The organism is Paenibacillus sp. FSL R7-0128, from assembly GCF_038002245.1.
Lineage (GTDB): Bacteria > Bacillota > Bacilli > Paenibacillales > Paenibacillaceae > Paenibacillus_AQ > Paenibacillus_AQ silagei.
The window spans coordinates 2,002,648-2,020,711 of record NZ_JBBOCD010000001.1 but is presented as its reverse complement, the minus strand read 5'-3'; the positions used below and the strand labels follow the sequence as shown (position 1 = coordinate 2,020,711).

The following is an 18,064-nucleotide window of genomic DNA, read 5'->3' as shown; positions in this document are numbered from 1 at the left end:
TGGTGCTGCTCTTTTTGCTGCAGGAATTGAAGCTTTGAGGAGAAGAATGTTGCATCATGTGCAGGAACTAAAAAACCGCCAGCCCAAAATAGGCCAGCGGAGATTGTAATCAATATAAGTGCGTTAAACTGCGTATGCTTCGTCGTCAATGAACTACCGTTGCTCCGGGAAGCTCAGCTTCAAGCGTTCGTTCCTCTTCGTGTACCCGCTCCACATGCTTGTGCGGAAGCTGACGGTTCATCTGGTCCAGAAGCTGCGATACCGGCATCAGTATCATCTTGGGTACCAGTTGGTCACTGCGTTCCTTAAGTCTTGCGCCGCCTGACGGATGAATCACACTCATGAGAATACTAAGGTAGAACTTGGTGCTGCTGGCGAACAGTCCGCTGGGCAGATCCAGTACGATGAAGCCGAACTTCTCCGGCCCGCGGTTGATCATGCTGACTCCGTAGAGCGCTTTGGCTTCAGCTAGCTCCACATCACCGCAAATCCGCTCGGCCAGCACCGGCAGATCCTTCTCCATCCGGCGGATCAGGCGGATCGCAAGCTGGGCAGTGGAACGGGAATGAACTCCCAGCTCGAATAGCTGCCTGTTATCGAAATGCAGCTCGATCACCTTGTCGCCCTTGCTTAAGGTCTCGCCATTATCCATGTGGACCGTTCTGCCCTGGTACTTGCGCAGCCGGTAATGCAGGAACGGGTCTTCCTGCGAGATTGTCTTGATCTGGAACAGCAGTTGAAAGAGCTTCTCCCAGCCCAGCCATAAACCGACAAGCAGCCGCTTGCCGAAGGACAAATGCGTGATCGGGGAGCGCTGCACCGCCTTGATCATCTCGTCAATTCGGACGCTGTGCAGTCCGCGCCGCTCGGCCTCGGCCAACATCCGCTCCAGCGCAATCAGCATATGCTCCGGTGCATTCGGATCAGCGCCGATCGTCGTACCGCAGTCATGCAGCAGCAGCACCTCCCCCGGGCCGAGCTTCGCAATAAGCTTCTCGGTCAGCTTCTCCGCTCCAAGCTTCTCCTTCCAGTCGCCGAACATCGCCGACCACAGCACAATCTGCACCTGACGGCGTTTGGAGAAGTCGAACAGGTTCACGATTCCCCAAGGAGGACGGTAATACGTGCTGCGCTCGCCGGTAATGGAGAAGATGATCTCGTCCGTCCGGTCAATCTGCTTCCTCACCGTGGCGGGACGCATCAGCCAGTTCGTTTTGTGCACATAATTATGAATTCCGATCAAATGCCCTTCGTCATGCATTCGCTTGATGATCTCGGGGTGCTGCTCCGCGTGCGAGCCAACGACAAAAAAGGTCGCCTTCGCATCGTAGCGTTTAAGCAGATCGAGCAGCAACGGTGTATAATGCGGGTCTGGCCCGTCATCAAAGGTCAGGCCGTAATCTGTACGCCCAATTCCTTTACGGAAGACACGATAACCAAATAAACGGCTGATCATACCGGGAATAAAAGCATAAAAGGTTGAGATATAAAATAGCCAGAGCAGCAAAGTCTGCATGTACAATCACCGCTTTTCCAGAGTTGACTTTGGCTCGCCTTACGTCTGTTAGGAGATAGATGTGATACGGCCAAGTAGAGTGAGTAGAAGCGACAGCTTTAAAAAACATCACCTCCTAGTTTAACACAGCTGCCAAAGAAATAGACGTTTTTTATTAAAATCGTGTACAATGAGTTGAAGTGCAGGTTACAAATTCATCTTCACAAAGGGGTCGTTTAAATCTATGCTGCCGCTGTACAGAAAATATTGGCGCACCTTTTTCGACATTGGGCTGCTTGTTCTAACCGTATATTTAGTGATGCTCGGCTTCAGTAAATTGTACCAGCTGGCTGCGCCGGTGTTCCTGTCCTTTTTTGTATTTCTGCTGATTGAGCCGCTGGCCCGCTTCCTGAACCGCAAGGGAATGGCCAAGCCCTTCGCCTCCGCGATCTCCGTGGTACTCTTCCTGGTCATCCTGCTGGGCGTCCTGTTCGGTGCCGGACTGCTGATTACGACCCAGGCGATTCACCTCCAGAATAATCTGCCCAAATATACATATGTGGTCCAGCAGCATTTCGCAGAGACTACGACCTATCTTCAGCACAAAATCGATTCACTTCCATCCGATGTGACAGATAAGCTGAACGGTTATTTCACAGATGCCACCAATATTCTCTCGAAGTGGATGGTCGCCTTCTTCAAATATATGGTCGGAGTGCTTGGCTCTTTCTCTTCCTTTATGGCTAATTTCGGGATTGCGATCATTCTCGCCTTTTTCCTCAGCATGGAGATTAAGGACTGGCGCCGAATTGCCCACGAGAAGCTGCCGAAAACGTTCAAGACGGCCTACGCCTTCCTGCAGGGAAATGTATTCAAGGCTATCGGTTCTTATATCAAAGCACAGATGATCCTGATCAGCATCACCTTCGTCATTATTCTTGCTGGCCTGCTGATTCTTCGGACGGGCAATGTACTCACCATCGCGCTGGTCTGCGCCGTGGTCGATCTGCTGCCGCTGCTCGGGGTACCTGCGGTGCTGATCCCTTGGATCATCTATCTGTTCATTGTTGGAAATACTTCGCTTGCTATCGGGCTCATCGTTCTGCTGGCTGTAGTAATGGTGGTTAGACAGCTGTTGGAGCCCAAAATCACAGGGAATTCGATCGGTGTCTCCTCTGCCTTCCTGATGCTCTCCTTCGTGATTCTGTCCTCCTCCCTGTTCGGGATAGCAGGACTCATTCTGTCGCCGATTCTGCTGATTCTCCTCAAGGAGCTGCTCCAGCAGGGATATCTCCAGCAGTGGATCTATCTGCCGCAGGAGGAGTTCGTCGTCTCGCCCTTCGCGGCCTCGGGAACCTCTACGGCAGGCGCTCCCGTAAGCAGCAGTCCTGCCGGGAATGCCGAGTCTAATGAGCAGCCTGCCGGTCCAGGCCCTCAGACCCCGGTTGATCCGCCTTCCAGCCCCGACAACAGCTCGAACACCTGACCGAACAGGCGGGTGGCGGCCTGCGGACTGTCTGGAGCCACATTCTCTATCGCCACAGACACCGCATATTTCGGATGGTCAACCGGACCATAGCCGATGAACCATTGATTGTTGCGCGGCGTGCCATGCACCAGCGTCTGGGCCGTGCCTGATTTGCCGGCGAGCGGCCAAGCTGCAGGCTTCAGCATCCGGCCTGTGCCCTCTGTGACTACACTGCGCATCATGCCCAGCAGCACACGGGCAGTGGCCGGAGCGATCCGCCCCTCCGGCGCTGGCGCCAGATGTCCCGGAAGCTCCTTAAGCGTCTGTCCATTGGCAAAAGCAACCCGCTGTAGAATCCGCGGCGCTCTCACCTCACCGCCATGCAGCAGTGTGACGACCAGATTCGCCGCCTGCAGCGGAGTGATTCGCACATCGCGCTGGCCGATCGCCGTCTGGACTCTCGCCCCGCCGTCATCCGGCAGGAGCGTGGTGAAGATGGTTCCCGGCTGCTCTCCGGCCAGCGGCCGGAGCAGCGGCAGACCGAGCGTATTCTCCGCCTGCCACCCGATGCTCCGGCCCAGTCCAAGGGCAAGGGCGGTAGCTTGAAGCTTCAGACCGCTCAGCCGCTCGGCCAGCGTAGCAAATACAGTATTACAGGACACGGCGAACCCTTGCTTAAGCGTAAGGGCGCCGTGTCCTTTGCCGTGGGGACATGACAATCCGTATTTCCCATATGCTCCTGCACAGAAGAAAGGCTCCTCCGGTGTGGTGAGCCCGGCTTCAAGTGCGGCAGCGGCCGTAACAATTTTGAAGATGGAGCCCGGAGCGGCCGCTTGAAGAGCACGGTTGTTCCATTCTCCCCCTTGCGGTGAGACCTGCTGCGGATTGTAGAACGGCAAGGAGACCATCGCTGCGATATCACCGCTCCGGCTGTCCATTACCACAATCGCCCCTTCCTTCACCCCGGCTTCCGCCGCCAGCTGCTCAATGCTCTCCTGAAGCTTCAGATCAATTGTGGTATATAGTGACAGCGGATAATAGGGGTTGCCCGGCGCCTTGACTGTGATCGGGCTTCCCGGAACCCGTTTGCCGCGCGCATCAACCTGGGCAACGGCCTCCGTGTGCCCCACGCCCTGCAGCAGCGGCTCCAGCGTCTTCTCCAGCCCGTCTGTGCCGGTTCTTGGAATTCTCAGTCCTGTAGGGGATTGAGTGACAGCTTCGCCTGAAGCTTCAGACAGATAGCCGAGCCACTGTCGGCCGGATGCAGAACCGTTATATCTGCGGGCAAAAGGCAGCGCCCGGACACCTTCAATCGCAAGCGCCTCCACTTCTCTGGCCTGCGGCAGGGTCAGGGCCAGCGGCCCCGTGCCTTGGCCGGAAGGCCAGAGCAACGGCTCCTTCAGCCCCAGCCGTCTTGCCTGCAGCTGGCTGTAGCTGACGCCAAGAATCTCCGCCAGACGGTGAAGCTGCTGGTCATCGTTATATTCACCTGCACCATGATGCCGTTGAAGCTCTTCCTCCGGCGGGAACAGTGCAGCGGTCCAGACCGTCTCTCCAGCCAGCGCCCTTCCGTGTTTGTCATACAGCCGTCCTCTTCCGCTGTCCAGCACCGTCTCCCGTTCACTTTGCAGCTCTGCCATCTGAGCTACTGTGTAACGGGTACCGCTTACTACACTATCCTTCAGCAGCAGCTGTACCCAGGCCAGCCTGATCATCAGGCCCGCCAGCAGCATACACAGGATCAGGCATCCCCAAAATATGCGTGTATGAATCAGCTTGTGCAAATTGCTATTCCTCCATCCAGTGGACTGAAAAACCTTGGCTACTAGCAGCTCATCAGATTTAAAAGTGTGAGAATCACTTTAACTAATTGCTTGCTGAGGGTTAGCAGCGCCCCGATTAGGTTCCAAGGGGGAGGCTTAATTGCAATCTGTACAACTAAATCGCCGGATATGCCGCCGAATCTCTGTTTAGTTGTATTTCGTGCAATTAAAATGCCTCTATACCTGGATTTTCGCCCATTCGGGCAAATTTAGTTGTATGGAATACAGTTAGGAGAGGCAGGCCTTCCTTTTAACTGTTTTTAGTTGCACCGAATACACTTATCTCTCATGGTTCGTTACAAACTGAATATTTAGTTTAATCCATGGGGTTCTTTACTTGCTAAAGGTGGCTTCCTTCCAGAATATGAGCTCCCTCGTTCGTTACACCGAGTCCTCCATTTTAAATCTGATGCTGTACTAGTATACCCAGCTCTAAAAGCAAAATAACCGCTTCCCATAAAGGAAAGCGGTCTGAAGAAGTTAGGCTCATACATTGAACTTGGATAATCGCTCCCGCAGTCTGGAGGAGGCATTCTCCAGCTTACTGGAGAGGGTAACCAGATATTCGCTTACATTCTCCTGTTCTCCGGTAAGGGAGGCTACCTCTTCAGAGGCGGCCGAGGATTCTTCGGCGAATGAGCTGACATTACCTATCGTCTCTGACAGGACCTGCTGCGAGTGGTTCAGGCCGTCAATCGAAGTAGATACCGAATCCAGCCTGGTAATCAGCTGATGCATCTGCCCCTGTACACTAATGAAGATCTCACTGGTGTTCTGAACATAGTCCATCTGCTCCCCGAACAGCGGCGCAACCTCGGACAAGGCGTCTACCGTCTCATGCATATCCCGCATGATCCGGTCCGTGATCTCGCCCACCACGGCAATCGAACGCTTGGACTGCTCCGCCAGCTGGCGGATTTCATCGGCGACAACCGTGAAGCCTTTGCCCGCTTCGCCTGCCCGCGCCGCTTCAATAGTGGCGTTCAGCGACAGGATATTGGTCTGTTGGGTGATGCTCTGCATGACCTCCAGCACCTGAATGACCGATGAGGCGGTATCCTTAAGCTCATTCACCTTAAGGACCAGCTTGCCTGTCCTGTCGCCAGTCTCTTGCGTTCTGCCCAGCAGCTCCTGCAGCTTGACTACCCCTTCCGCACTGGCTTGCTCCACGCTATGCGCAGTTCCGCCAATCTCATGGGCTACTGCAATGACAGCTTCCATCTTCTCCGAGATCTGAGCCGTCATCTCATTACCCCGGTCCGCCTCCAGTGAGAGGCTGCCGGCACCGCCGGCAATCTCTTCCGTGGCTGCGGCAATATCCTTCGCTGCCACCGCTGTGTCCCGCGAGGCATTGCCAAGGGCTTCCGCTGCTTCCGTAACCTCACGCGCGGTCTCATTGGTGTGGACGACCAGCTCTGTAATCTGCTCCATCATCAGGTTGAAGGAGCCGGACAGCTGGCCTATCTCATCACGGGTGACGACATCGGTGCGTACGCGCAGATCCCCATCTGCCCCCTTGACCATCAGATCCCGCAGACGTGAGAGCGGACGTGAGACCATCCGTACCATCCAGAGTCCTATCAGTACGGCAACGGCAGCAGCGGCGGCCACCGCTATGTAGGTTGTGTTAAGGATCCGTCCCGCATCCTTGGTCAGATTGCCGGAAGGCACCACACCGAGCAGTCTCCAGCCGGAGGTATGCAGCGTACCGTAGACCGCAAGAATGGATTTGCCCTTCTCATCCTTGGTCGGCAGGGAGCCGGAGGTGTCGCTTAATCCCTTGAACAGGGTTCCCCCCAGGCGCAGATAGGTGTCCGTCTCCTCTTGCTGGGAAGAGGCAATAAGCTCATCTGTGGCAGTCAGCAACTGGATATAGGAACCCTGACCCAGATCAACCATTTTCAGCTGGCTGTCAAGCTCTGTACTCTTAATATCGCAGACCGCCAGATAACCGGTGTGACCCGCTTCCGCCGCCACAGACTTAGCGAAACGCACCACTCCTTCAGCCTCTCCCTGCTTCAACGCTTCGGTAATCCACCGGCTCTGCGGCTTCTCCTGCAGCTGCTTGTACCATGCTGCATCACGGATAGCCGCTAGGAAATCATTATCCACTTCACCAGCTCCGGCTGCGGGCAACGCTTCATCCAGCGGAACCAGATACACTGCCTGCACGCCGGGTACAGCCGAGAGCCATTGATCGAGCTCCCCGTTAATCGTCGTGGACAGCTCTGTACGCTTCGCAGAATCTGCGGCAGCAGGGCCTGCCAGTGCGACCGCCTGCTGAATATCCTCATTGTAGAACAGCTGACCCAGATTATCTTCATAGCGCAGCAGGACGACATCCAGCTTCTCAGCCGTCTGCTCCACAGTCTGCTGATTAGCAGACAATGCATTGTTCTCAATCGTATGTCTGGCCACAGCGTAAGAAATATAACCCAGAGACAGCACAATTCCCATGGTCGCGATGAAAAAAACCAGAAAGAGCCGCATCCCCAGCGACTTGGAGGGATGCAGCCGAGAAAGAATAGAGGTACTCCGAACTGTTGACCTGCTCAAAAAACCACCGCCAGATTCTATGTATTCTTGGTATTCATGACCCTATTCATGATATACCATCAGCTCCTTGGTGGCTGTGATTTTGTTGTATGCAGCAAATTACGTCAATGGCGGGCAGAGGATTCCGGCTTACATTCTGCCAGGACCGGCATCATCGCCAACCTCTTCATGAGTCTCGATAACGTAATTGACGATTTCCTGGACAGTGGTGTAGGCAACGCCGACATAGGTGTCCGCAGCCCCGTAATAGATGGCAATCCGGCCGGTATCCGCATCGCTGAGCGCAGCACAAGGGAAGAGTACATTGTTGACGAAGCCTCGTTCCTCATACCATTCTTCCGGGGTCAGCACGAAGTTCCGGGAGCGGTATTTCACTCTCGAAGGCTCATCTGCATCCAGAATCACAGCGCCCATGCTGTAGACGAGACCGTTGCAGGTCCCGGTAACCCCGTGATAGAACATCAGCCAGCCTTCCGAGGTCTCAATGGGCGCAGGTCCGCCGCCGATCTTGGTGCTCTGCCACCAGCCTTGTCCGCCCTTGGTCATAACATGCCGGTGCTTGCCCCAATACACGAAGTCCGGGCTCTCACTGAGGAAGACATCGCCGAACGGCGTATGTCCGCTGTCGCTTGGACGGGAGAGCATGACGAAATTGCCGCCTATTTTCTTCGGGAACAGTACACCGTTACGGTTGAACGGCAGGAACGGATTCTCCAGACTGACGAAGTGCTTGAAGTCCTGTGTCTTGGCAACGCCGATCGCTGCCCCGTAGAAATCCGTGCACCAGATGATGTAATACGTATCCTCCACCTTCACCAGACGGGGATCATATGCGTAACGCGGCATATACGGATGGCCTGCCTCGTCCTTGAATTGGATCGGCTGCTCATCAATAATCCAGTCCAAGCCGTCCGCGCTGCGGCCCATCCGCAGATGGGGGCGGGTCGTGTGATCCTCCACACGGAAGACTCCCAGGAAGCTGCCCTCGTAAGCGATCACCGCGCTGTTGAAAATACGGGCGACCCCCTTCGCCGGATTGCGCTTGATCACCGGATTATCGCTATGTCTCCAGACCGGATTGTCATTCCCGGCAGGTCTGTCCTGCCAAGGCATATTCGGCAGACTTTGGCTGGCCGTCAGTTTAACTTCTCTCATAATAGAATCCCTCCAATGATAGTTGCAGCAGCCGCTGCGGTGGTGTGTTGCTCCCCGGCTTGCCGCTTTATTTGACCGACCCTTGGGCGAAGCCGTTATAAATGTATCTTTGCAGCGCTACGAACGCGATCAGCGTCGGAATGATGGCGATCATAATCGCGGCGCAGATAACCTCCCACTGGGAGCCGTAGGGTCCTTTGAATTTGAACAGTGCGGTAGAAACGACCTGCAGGCTGCTTTTTGGCATATACAGGAACGGGGTATAGAAGTCATTGTAGATATTAACACCCTTCACGATGATCACCGTCACAATGGCCGGACTCAGCAGCGGAAGAATGATTCTCCAGTAGATCGTCCAGTAGGAGGCACCATCCAGCATTGCGGATTCATCCAGCGATTCAGAGATCGAGTCCAGGAACTGCATGAAGATATAGACAGCGATAATATCGGTCCCCAGATACATCAGAATCGGCGCCCAGCGGGTATTGAACAAATCCAGAGCATTGATAATCTGAAAAGTTGCTACTTGTGTAGTTACTCCGGGAATCAGCGTAGCCAGCAGAAAAGCCCCCATCAGCGCCTTACTGCCTCTGAATTTGAAGCGGGCCAGAATATAAGCCATCATCGAGCCGGTAAGCGTAGCGCCCGCAATGGAAATAAGGACGATAATGATCGTGTTCATGAAGCCGAGCAGCATGTTCCCGTCTACGAAGGCTTTGGTGTAATTGGTGAAATTCAGCCAGTTCTCGGGCAGGGTCAGCGGACCGGTTGAAGCGTATTCGGCATTGGTCTTTAAGGAGGCGAAGAAAACAACGACAATCGGGATCAGCGCCATCAGCGCACCCAGCACCAGGGAGAGATATTTGAAGAAGGCCGCCACGTTATATTTGAAGGTGTGCATCGCTCTATTTCTCCTCCTTGATCAGAATGCGCTGCAAGATCGTGACAAGCACCACAATACCAAGCAGTACCACAGCCATTGCAGAAGCCAGCCCCAGCTTGCTGTATTTGAAGGCCACATCGACGGTCTGGATGACAAAAGTGCCGCTGCCGTTGGAGCCGCCGGTCATCACGTACGGAATCTCAAACACACCGATCGCCCCGCTGACCGCGAGGATCAGATTGAGCTGGAGGATACGCTTGATGCTTGGGATGATAATATGCCGGAACTGATGCCAGCGGTTAGCGCCGTCTATCTCCGAGGCTTCATAGATATCGCTGCCGATCGAGGAAATTGCGCCAAGGAAGATAATAAAGTTCATCCCCATATACCTCCATACCGAGGCAAAAGCGAGAGAGATGTTAATGAGCTGCGGATTCAGCAGCCATTTCTGTTGCAGCGCCCCGAGTCCAAGCAGATCAAGAATGGTATTAAGAGTGCCTGCCGGCTTGAAGAAGAACAGGAAGATGAACCCGATCGCCACACCGTTCAGCAAGGTCGGAAAGAACAGAATCCCCTTGAACCAGTTCTTCATCCGGACATTGAAGCTCAGAATCGTGGCAAAATAAAGCGCCAGCCCCATCTGGACAAAGGTGGCAAAAAAGTAATACAAGCTGACCTTGAATACGGCGAAGTACTCCGGCTTGGTAAAGATCGTCTTGTAGTTGTCAAAGCCGATATACTCCATATTTTTGCTTAGCCCGTTCCAGCTGGTAAAGCTGTACTGAAACATTTTAAACACAGGTAAATAGGAGAACGTCAGCAGCAGAACTACGGGTACTAGCGAAAATAAAAAGATGATCAAAATCCGTTGATTTTTATAGCTCATGTTAGACAATTTGGGCACTCTCCACACCTCCAGAAAACTTACTGCTCTTAAGTCCGCTTCCATCCCTGCAAAAGTGAAGGGGACTATGCCGTTACGGCATCTCCCCTTTCTTTTGTTCTTTAATTTACTTGGCAGTCACAATTTTGGCTCTGGCTGCTTTCCATTTATCATTCAGTTCTTTCATAATGTCATCATAGGATTGCTTGCGGTTGCCAATCGCCGCCTCGATGATTACTTTCTTGAAGTCAGGCTGCCAGAGACCGATTTCAGCTTCTTTATCAATGGCATCCACCCAGCCCTCTTCACCGGCTTTGGCTGGAGCAAGCGTGTCAAAGGTAATGTCAGTTTCTGCAAATTGCTTGAGAATTTCAGGCAATTCGGCTCCTTCTACCGGACTCATGCCCCCGCCTTCCACTGTCGGATAACCGGATTCATTGATGAACCAGTCTACCCAGGCTCTGGCGGCCTCTTTGTTTTTACTGTGAATGCTAACCCCCAGATTATAGTCGTCAGACAGAGGCACCAGGATCTTGTCGGCGTTGGTAGGGAATGGCATGAAGCCTATATCATCCGGGCTGGCAGCGAGCCCTTTGATCTGACCGATCGCCCAGGAGCCAAGCATCATGGTACCGATTTTACCGTTCGCCAGATCTGCCTTGGAGGATTCCCAGTCTGTTGTAGTAGGGTCCTCTTCAATCAGACCGTCTTTGGCCGCATCGTACATTACCTTGTACAGCTCGTAGTGCGGCTGGCCTGGAACGAAGTTATCGTCGGAGGCCACCTGGCCGATGTTGACATATTCACGGTCTCCGGCAACGGTAGCCAGATCCGCTTCCCACTGGGTCAGCGTCCAGCCCGCAGCATAGTTCGTGTAGAGAGGGACGGCATCCGTCTTCTCCTTGATGCTCTTCAGTGCGGCGGAGAACTGGTCAAAGGTTCTTGGAACCTCGGTCACTCCGGCATCCTTGAAGACCTGCTTGTTGTAGATCACGCCGGAGAAATTAACCGTAATCGGAATGCCGTAGGAAATCCCGTCTACTGTCCGCTCTTCCAGGCCTGTATATTGCTGCTCCAGGTCAGACTTTTTACCCAGCGGCTCGAAGAAGTCCGGCAGATCCTTAATCGCTACGCTGGTTGGCAGCAGCAGAACATCCCCGTAATCACTGGTGCTCATGCGGATTTTGATCTGATCCTCATAGTTGGATAAGGCTTCGAAATTCACTTTGATATTCGGATATTTCTCGTTGAACTTGGCGGCGTAGTCTTTGAACACGGTATCCACGATATCCGTCCGCTGCGTAATCACCGTAATATCACCCTTGAGATCCTTGGCGGCACCTCCCTCTGGAGCGGCTGTTGCCTCCGCAGTGGTACCTGTGTTGCTGCCTGCATTGGTTGCTGCCGCATTAGTGGCGTTATTGTTGTCAGATGCACAGCCGGAGAACAGCCCGGCCATCAGTGTCAGCGCTGCCAACCCGGTAACTGCTTTGGTTTTTTTCATCATATTTCTGACCCCTCTCTTCATTTAGAACGAAATAGATTAATAACAAAAAAATAACAATACGATCCGTTATTCCAATAAACAGAACTTAAATCATCTTGTCTTCACCTTGGATTCGCTGTTGTTATCGCTTACATCGCAATTATAGACCGTATAACCCCTCAAAACGATGGTTTCAATTGCTTTTTCTAGTCTTAAATTTGTTATTTTTGTTATATAAAAAATACAATAAAGAAAAACACTGCTCAATCACCTCTGGGGAGGTGAAGGGCAGTGCAAATGTGTTCGTATCATTCTAAGAGACGCATATCATGATCTGTACCGGCCTTTATACTCCTTGGGCGTCATGCCGCACATCTTTTTGAACAGCTTATTGAAATAGACCGGATCACTGTAGCCGACTTTGTCAGCAATCTCATAATTCTTCAGGTCCGGATGATGGAGCAGCATCTTCTTGGCCTCCACAGTGCGGATGCCGATCAGGTAGTCCGTAATGGTCTGCCCTGTCTTATGCCTGAACAGCCTGCTGATATAACTCGCATTCATTCCCACGGCCTCAGCCAGCCGCTCAAGCTCGAAATTAAGCCCGTATTCCAGTTGAAGAATACTCTTCATCTGCTCTACCACATAATGCTCCCCGCCTTCAGAAGGCTGATGCAGCACTTCATCCGGGAGAGCAGCCGCAGGCGTCTGCTTAGTCGCTTCTACGCTTTTGAGCAGATCATATAATTGGGCCTTATCAATGGGCTTCAGCAGATAATCAAGCACACCGAAGCGCATCGCCTTACGGGCGTAGTCGAATTCACTGAAGCCGCTCAGTACAGCTATTGGCAACTGCTTGAGATGCGCTCTCGCCTCTTCAATCAGCTTGAATCCATCCATTCTTGGCATCTTGATATCTGTAATAAGAAGATCGATCTCTTCCAGGCTTAGCTCCTGCAGATGGTTCCAGGCCTCAAGCCCGTTGCCGTATGAGCCGATTACCCTGACTTCCACATCCATTCTGGAAGCAATCTTCTCAAGCCCGCGGCGGATCACTTCCTCATCATCCGCAATCATGATCCGGATTACCACCTTATCGCCCCCGTCATTTGATCCGCTATGATAGCGTTATCAATAATTATAAACTTTACAGATCCAATAGAAAATGTGTCCATATCCACTTTTATAGTCTTCAATTTACTTCATCCATTTCCCGCTTGAATTCCAGCCCGAAAAGGGTTATAACATGGTTATATATAGTTATTATTATACACTAACATAATAATAACAATTATAAAAAAGACAACTCCCATACCAGCAAGCAATATTAAGGAGTGAACAGAACAGGATGAACAATGCAACCGAAGTGTGGCGCACCCGGCTGGAAGCTGAGCTGTTAGACAACATTCTCGGCTTCTGGATGAAGCAGACCATCGACGAAACTCATGGCGGCTTTATCGGTGAGATGAACAACCAGCTGCAGGTGATACCCGGTGCAGACAAAAGCCTTGTACTGAATGCACGGATTCTCTGGACATTTGCAAGTGCTTACAGAATCTATGGAACGGCAGAATATTTGACTATGGCGGAACGCGCCTATGATTATCTCATTCAGTATTTCACAGATCCCGAATTTGGCGGATTCTTCTGGATGGTGGATGAGCACGGCGCTGCTTCCCAGCCTAAGAAGCAAATCTACGGACTCGCTTTTGTCATCTATGCCTTGGCTGAGTACCATCATGCCACCGGCCGGAAAGACGTCCTGCGCCAAGCAACCCAATTGTTCCATTTGATTGAGAAGTACGGTTATGACCCTCTTCACACAGGGTATATCGAAGCCTTGTCACGGGAGTGGGAGATGACCGACTCCCTAAGCCTCAGTTCGAAGGATATGAATGAGAAGAAATCCATGAATACGCATCTGCATGTACTGGAAGGGTACACCGGCTTGTACCGGGTGTGGAAGTCAGACCTTCTTCGTAACAAGCTAGCTGAGCTGATCGAAACCATGCTGGAGCATATTCTGGATTCGGACGGCAAGCACTTCCATCTGTTCATGGATGAAGAGTGGCGGGTGAAGTCAGAGCTTATCTCCTTCGGCCACGACATAGAAGGAAGCTGGCTGCTCTATGAAGCTGCGGAGACTCTCGGGGACGAGGAGCTGCTTGGGCGTGTGCGCAAGGCATCCCTGTCGATGGCCGAAGCTGCGCTGGCAGAGGGGATTGAAGTGGATGGCGGAATCTGGAATGAGGCCGATCGTAGCGGCTTCATCGATAAAGCCCATGAGTCCAGGGACTGGTGGCCGCAGGCTGAAGCCATGGTCGGATTCTACAATGCGTATCAGTTAACCGGAGATTCGCGGTTCCTGGAAGCCGCTGAGAACTCATGGAGCTTCACAGAGAAATATATTATTGATCATAAGCTGGGCGAATGGCACTGGGGTGTAGATGAATCCCTGCAGCCGCTGGCTCATACTCCCAAGGTGAGCGCCTGGAAATGTCCCTATCATAACAGCCGGGCCTGCTTCGAGATGATTAGACGGCTTGGCGAACCATTACATGTAGAGGAGATTATTTAATGAGCACAATCTTTGAACAACGGAAGCAGGCGTTGACGCAGCGCTATGAAGCTCTCATCGGCCGCACCAATGAGAAGCTGCCTTACGGCAACGGTATTTATGACCGCTACAAGTATCCCCTGCTCACTGCGGAGCACGCCCCCCTGATCTGGCGTTACGACTTCAATGAAGAGAGCAACCCTTATTTCGCAGAGAGAATCGGAGTGAACGGCGTATTCAATCCCGGCGCCATTGAGCTGAACGGCAAATTCTACATCATTGCCCGTGTGGAAGGCCATGACCGCAAATCCTTCTTCGCTGTTGCCGAGAGCAGCAGCGGGGTGGACGGCTTCCGCTTCTGGGATCACCCGGTAGTGCTTCCCGAGACCGCAGACCCGGATATTAACGTCTACGATATGCGCCTGGTGAAGCATGAAGACGGATGGATTTACGGCCTGTTCTGTACGGAACGCAAGGACCCGGACGCTCCTCCTGGCGATTTGTCCAGCGCGGTTGCCCAATGCGGCATTGCCCGCACCAAGGATCTCAAGACCTGGGAGCGTCTCGCCGATCTCAAGACCGGCTCCGCCCAGCAGCGCAACGTGGTCCTGCATCCAGAGTTCGTTGACGGCAAGTATGCCTTCTACACGCGCCCGCAGGACGGGTTCATCGACGCCGGTTCCGGCGGCGGCATCGGCTGGGGCTTAGCGGAGGAGATTGAGAACGCCGTTATCACCCGTGAGACGATTATAGACCAGCGCTACTACCATACCATCAAAGAAGTGAAGAACGGTCAAGGCCCGGCCCCGGTCAGAACTCCACTCGGCTGGCTGCACATCGCCCATGGTGTCCGGGGCACCGCTGCCGGACTGCGCTATGTGCTGTATGCCTTCTTGTCTGATCTTGCAGAGCCTAACCGCGTAACTCATGCCCCAGGCGGGCATTTCATTGCTCCGGACGGCGAAGAACGCGTCGGTGACGTATCTAACGTTGTCTTCTGCAACGGTATAATCGCCCGTGATAACGGCGAGGTCTTCATCTATTACGCTTCCTCCGATACCCGCATCCATGTAGCCACCACTACCATAGATCAACTGCTGGATTATGTCGTGAATACTCCTGAAGATCCGCTTCGTTCCTACGCTTGCGTACAGCAGCGTATCGCTTTGATCGAACGGAACCTGCAATTGAAATAACGCAAACAAGCGGAAACGGTACCGTCCTTTTAGAGGACGGTACCGTTTTAGCGAGAAATAGAAGGATAAGTTATCGTGTGCAACATATAAATTCTTATATTTAAGCTAAAGCTCCACTTTGTGGGGTTATTTTGCTGCTTCTAGCCCGGGGATTTCCCACAGAGTCCCGGTGGACGATATCTGCGGAGATCAGAATTTTCTCCAGCGGCACAGCGGGATTCTGGATACGGTTCAGCAGCTTCTCTACAGCTGCCCGGCCCATAGCCTCCTTAGGAACATGCACGGTTGTAAGCGGAGTAACCCCCCGCAGGGAATCCTCGATATTGTCAAAGCCTGTAACCGAAATATCAGCGGGAATAGCAAGCCCGGCTTCCCGCAACACTTCGCTAACAGCAAGAGCGGTGAAGTCGTTCGCGCATACGAGCGCAGTAGGCAAGGTATCCGACTCTTGTCGTGCGGCGACCCAGCGTCTGAATTCTTCACGGAGCGCTTCGTCATACATCCCTTCCAGCAGCAGCTCATCATCGATAGCCGGGGGCTTCAGCTGACTCTCCTCCAGCGCGCTGCGGAACCCGATCCAGCGGTCACGGAAGCTGCGGGAGTAACGGATACTGCCGACAAAGTGAAATAACGTATGTCCGGTGCCAATCAGATGATTGACGAGCCGGGTCATCGAATCGATGTTATTCGCAAATACCGTATCACACGGAATTAAAGCATCCTCATGGTCGATCATGACCAGCGGAAGCCCGATCCGATGCACTTCTAGCAGCAGTGAGGTGGAGATCTGCCCAACTCCGATCAGACCGAGCAGGCCGTCCGGATTAAGGACATTTACGAAATTATCGGCCCGGTGCTCTGAGATGATCACCATGCCCAGCCCCTCCTGATCCAGCGCCAGCGCAATGCCATCTACGATTTTGCCCCAATATAGTGAATCCTGGGTCTGAGAGCGGATATTGGGCATCAGCACCAGCACGGACTGCTTATTGCGGTCTTGCTCTCCAGACAGAGAACGACGCTTGGGACTTTGCACATAGGCGTTTTTTTGGGTGAAATATCCAAGCTGAGAGGCGGCTTGAATCACCCGCTCACGGGTGGTCTCATTGACCCCCTCCTTGCCGGAGAGCGATTTGGATACGACGAACTTGGAGACCCCAAGATGATCGGCTATTTTTTGCATCGTTACTTTTTTGGCCACAACACTACCTCCAGAATTTGATCTTGCTTACTGCGCAGACCCCAGCGGTTACGGGACAGACTGCTGACTCATGCGCGCTTCCTTCCATTTCGCATTCAACTGGTCAAAGGACTTCTGCAGATCCGGTGCCGCGAGCACATCCTGAATATAATCGCCCGACCAGAAGCTCAGCTTCGTCCGGTTCGCCAGATCAATGAAAGCATCCGTCTGCACCGTAGCCTCAACCAGCTTTGGGTGATAGGAGAGGAACTCGCTGTATTGCTGTAAAGCGGGTTCGTCCGAACCCTTCGCCGGAAGAAATCCCCAATCTTTCGCATACGACGTTTCTGTAATGAAATACTCCAGCCAAGCCATCGCAAGCTCTTTATTGCGGCTGTACCTGCTAACCCCCATGAACCAGTCGGGATTCAGCGCAGCATAGTGGACCTGGTGATTATCATAGGGAAAAGGAAAGAAGCCGATATCCTCCAGTGAAGCACCTGCATCCATAATCTGCCGGATGGTCCAGTTCCCCTGGAGATACATGCCCGCTTCTCCTTTGGCCAGCCTGGCTTTGGAGATCTCCCAGCTGTTGGAGAATAGCTGTTCCTCGACATAGCCCTTGGCCAGCATCGTCCTGGCAATTCCCAGAGCCTGCCCCCATTCGTTACCGATCTGCCAAGGGCTGTCCTCATGGACCATATCATTCAAATAATCAGGGTTACCCGTCATATAATTAACCAGGTTATTGCCCCACTCCCGCAGCGGCCAGACTGCCCCGTAATTCATATACAGCGGGATAATGCCCGCCTGCTTCAGCTTGGCACAGGCCGCGTAGAACTCATCCAGCGTCTGCGGTACCTGCTCAATTCCCGCCTGCTCAAAAGCCTTTTTGTTGTAGACGATTCCGCTCGTAGTCGTACCTGTAGACAGACCGTATCGCTTGCCGCCAAAGGTTGCAAAGGTCGTGAATCGCTCCTGCGCCGCCAGCTCCCCGCTCAAAGGCTCGAAGAAAAGCTCCAGCTCCTTCGCAGGCAGATTGACCGGCAGCAACAGCACATCCCCTGTATCCTTGGTGGACAAGCGGACCAGGATATCCGTGGCATAGTTAGACAGCCCCTCGAATTCCACATGCGCCTCAGGATACCGCTTCCTGAAATCATCCGCGTAGTCCCTGAAGGTCCCATTCTCAATCAGGTCAATCCGGTTCGTCAGCATCACAATGGTCCCGGACAGCCCGGAAGCCGCTTCCTCTCCGGCAGAAGCCGCCGGGACCGATGCCGGCCCTCTACTGCTCCAGCTGCTACAGCCGCTTGCCAGCAGAAGCAGCATTAGCAGCAGTACAGCATACACCGGAAAGCGTACAATCCTCCATCTCAAGC

13 protein-coding genes are annotated in these 18,064 nt (G+C 53.1%); 3 read left to right on the top strand and 10 right to left on the bottom strand.

Going from position 1 to position 18,064, the window contains the following annotated elements:
* Window positions 1-145: 145 nt before the first annotated feature.
* Complete coding sequence (locus NST26_RS08215; RefSeq protein ID WP_036722582.1) at window positions 146-1,516, bottom strand: polysaccharide deacetylase family protein; 1,371 nt, start codon at window positions 1,514-1,516, stop codon at window positions 146-148.
* Between the two features lie 223 nt (window positions 1,517-1,739).
* Between NST26_RS08215 and NST26_RS08210 the strand changes: the two genes are divergently transcribed.
* Entirely contained in the window at window positions 1,740-2,981 is a 1,242-nt protein-coding gene (locus NST26_RS08210; protein WP_340954947.1) for an AI-2E family transporter, read from the top strand.
* Here NST26_RS08210 and NST26_RS08205 read toward each other — a convergent pair.
* The 7 genes from NST26_RS08205 to NST26_RS08175 form a co-directional block, all read right to left on the bottom strand.
* Window positions 2,930-4,747 carry a peptidoglycan D,D-transpeptidase FtsI family protein gene (locus tag NST26_RS08205; RefSeq protein ID WP_340954949.1) on the bottom strand — a complete coding sequence of 606 codons (1,818 nt, stop codon included), beginning with the start codon at window positions 4,745-4,747 and terminating at the stop codon, window positions 2,930-2,932. The genes NST26_RS08210 and NST26_RS08205 overlap by 52 nt on opposite strands.
* A gap of 525 nt (window positions 4,748-5,272) precedes the next feature.
* Window positions 5,273-7,342, bottom strand: a complete 2,070-nt coding sequence (locus NST26_RS08200; RefSeq protein WP_340978997.1) for a methyl-accepting chemotaxis protein — start codon at window positions 7,340-7,342, stop codon at window positions 5,273-5,275.
* Window positions 7,343-7,471: 129 nt separating this feature from the next.
* The gene (locus tag NST26_RS08195) at window positions 7,472-8,497 is read right to left on the bottom strand and encodes a glycoside hydrolase family 130 protein (protein ID WP_340954952.1); all 1,026 of its coding nucleotides are present in this window, start codon (window positions 8,495-8,497) and stop codon (window positions 7,472-7,474) included.
* 67 nt (window positions 8,498-8,564) lie between these two features.
* A complete protein-coding gene (locus tag NST26_RS08190; RefSeq protein WP_340954953.1) occupies window positions 8,565-9,398 on the bottom strand; it encodes a carbohydrate ABC transporter permease in 834 nt (277 codons plus the stop codon).
* A 4-nt stretch (window positions 9,399-9,402) separates the two neighbouring features.
* The gene (locus NST26_RS08185; protein WP_340978996.1) at window positions 9,403-10,284 is read right to left on the bottom strand and encodes a carbohydrate ABC transporter permease; all 882 of its coding nucleotides are present in this window, start codon (window positions 10,282-10,284) and stop codon (window positions 9,403-9,405) included.
* 106 nt (window positions 10,285-10,390) lie between these two features.
* Window positions 10,391-11,767: an ABC transporter substrate-binding protein gene (locus tag NST26_RS08180; protein ID WP_340980817.1), complete on the bottom strand. Its 1,377-nt coding sequence runs from the start codon at window positions 11,765-11,767 to the stop codon at window positions 10,391-10,393.
* A 309-nt stretch (window positions 11,768-12,076) separates the two neighbouring features.
* Window positions 12,077-12,841: a response regulator gene (locus NST26_RS08175; protein WP_340978995.1), complete on the bottom strand. Its 765-nt coding sequence runs from the start codon at window positions 12,839-12,841 to the stop codon at window positions 12,077-12,079.
* Between the two features lie 256 nt (window positions 12,842-13,097).
* Between NST26_RS08175 and NST26_RS08170 the strand changes: the two genes are divergently transcribed.
* On the top strand, window positions 13,098-14,327 hold the full coding sequence (locus tag NST26_RS08170) for an AGE family epimerase/isomerase (protein ID WP_340978994.1): 1,230 nt from the start codon (window positions 13,098-13,100) through the stop codon (window positions 14,325-14,327).
* Window positions 14,327-15,502, top strand: a complete 1,176-nt coding sequence (locus NST26_RS08165; RefSeq protein ID WP_340978993.1) for a glycoside hydrolase family 130 protein — start codon at window positions 14,327-14,329, stop codon at window positions 15,500-15,502. Before NST26_RS08170 ends, NST26_RS08165 begins: the two co-directional genes overlap by 1 nt.
* A gap of 100 nt (window positions 15,503-15,602) precedes the next feature.
* Here the strand turns inward: NST26_RS08165 and NST26_RS08160 are convergent, their stop codons facing one another.
* Complete coding sequence (locus NST26_RS08160; protein WP_340978992.1) at window positions 15,603-16,703, bottom strand: LacI family DNA-binding transcriptional regulator; 1,101 nt, start codon at window positions 16,701-16,703, stop codon at window positions 15,603-15,605.
* A gap of 48 nt (window positions 16,704-16,751) precedes the next feature.
* Complete coding sequence (locus tag NST26_RS08155) at window positions 16,752-18,062, bottom strand: ABC transporter substrate-binding protein (protein ID WP_340978991.1); 1,311 nt, start codon at window positions 18,060-18,062, stop codon at window positions 16,752-16,754.
* Between the last annotated feature and the right edge of the window lie 2 nt (window positions 18,063-18,064).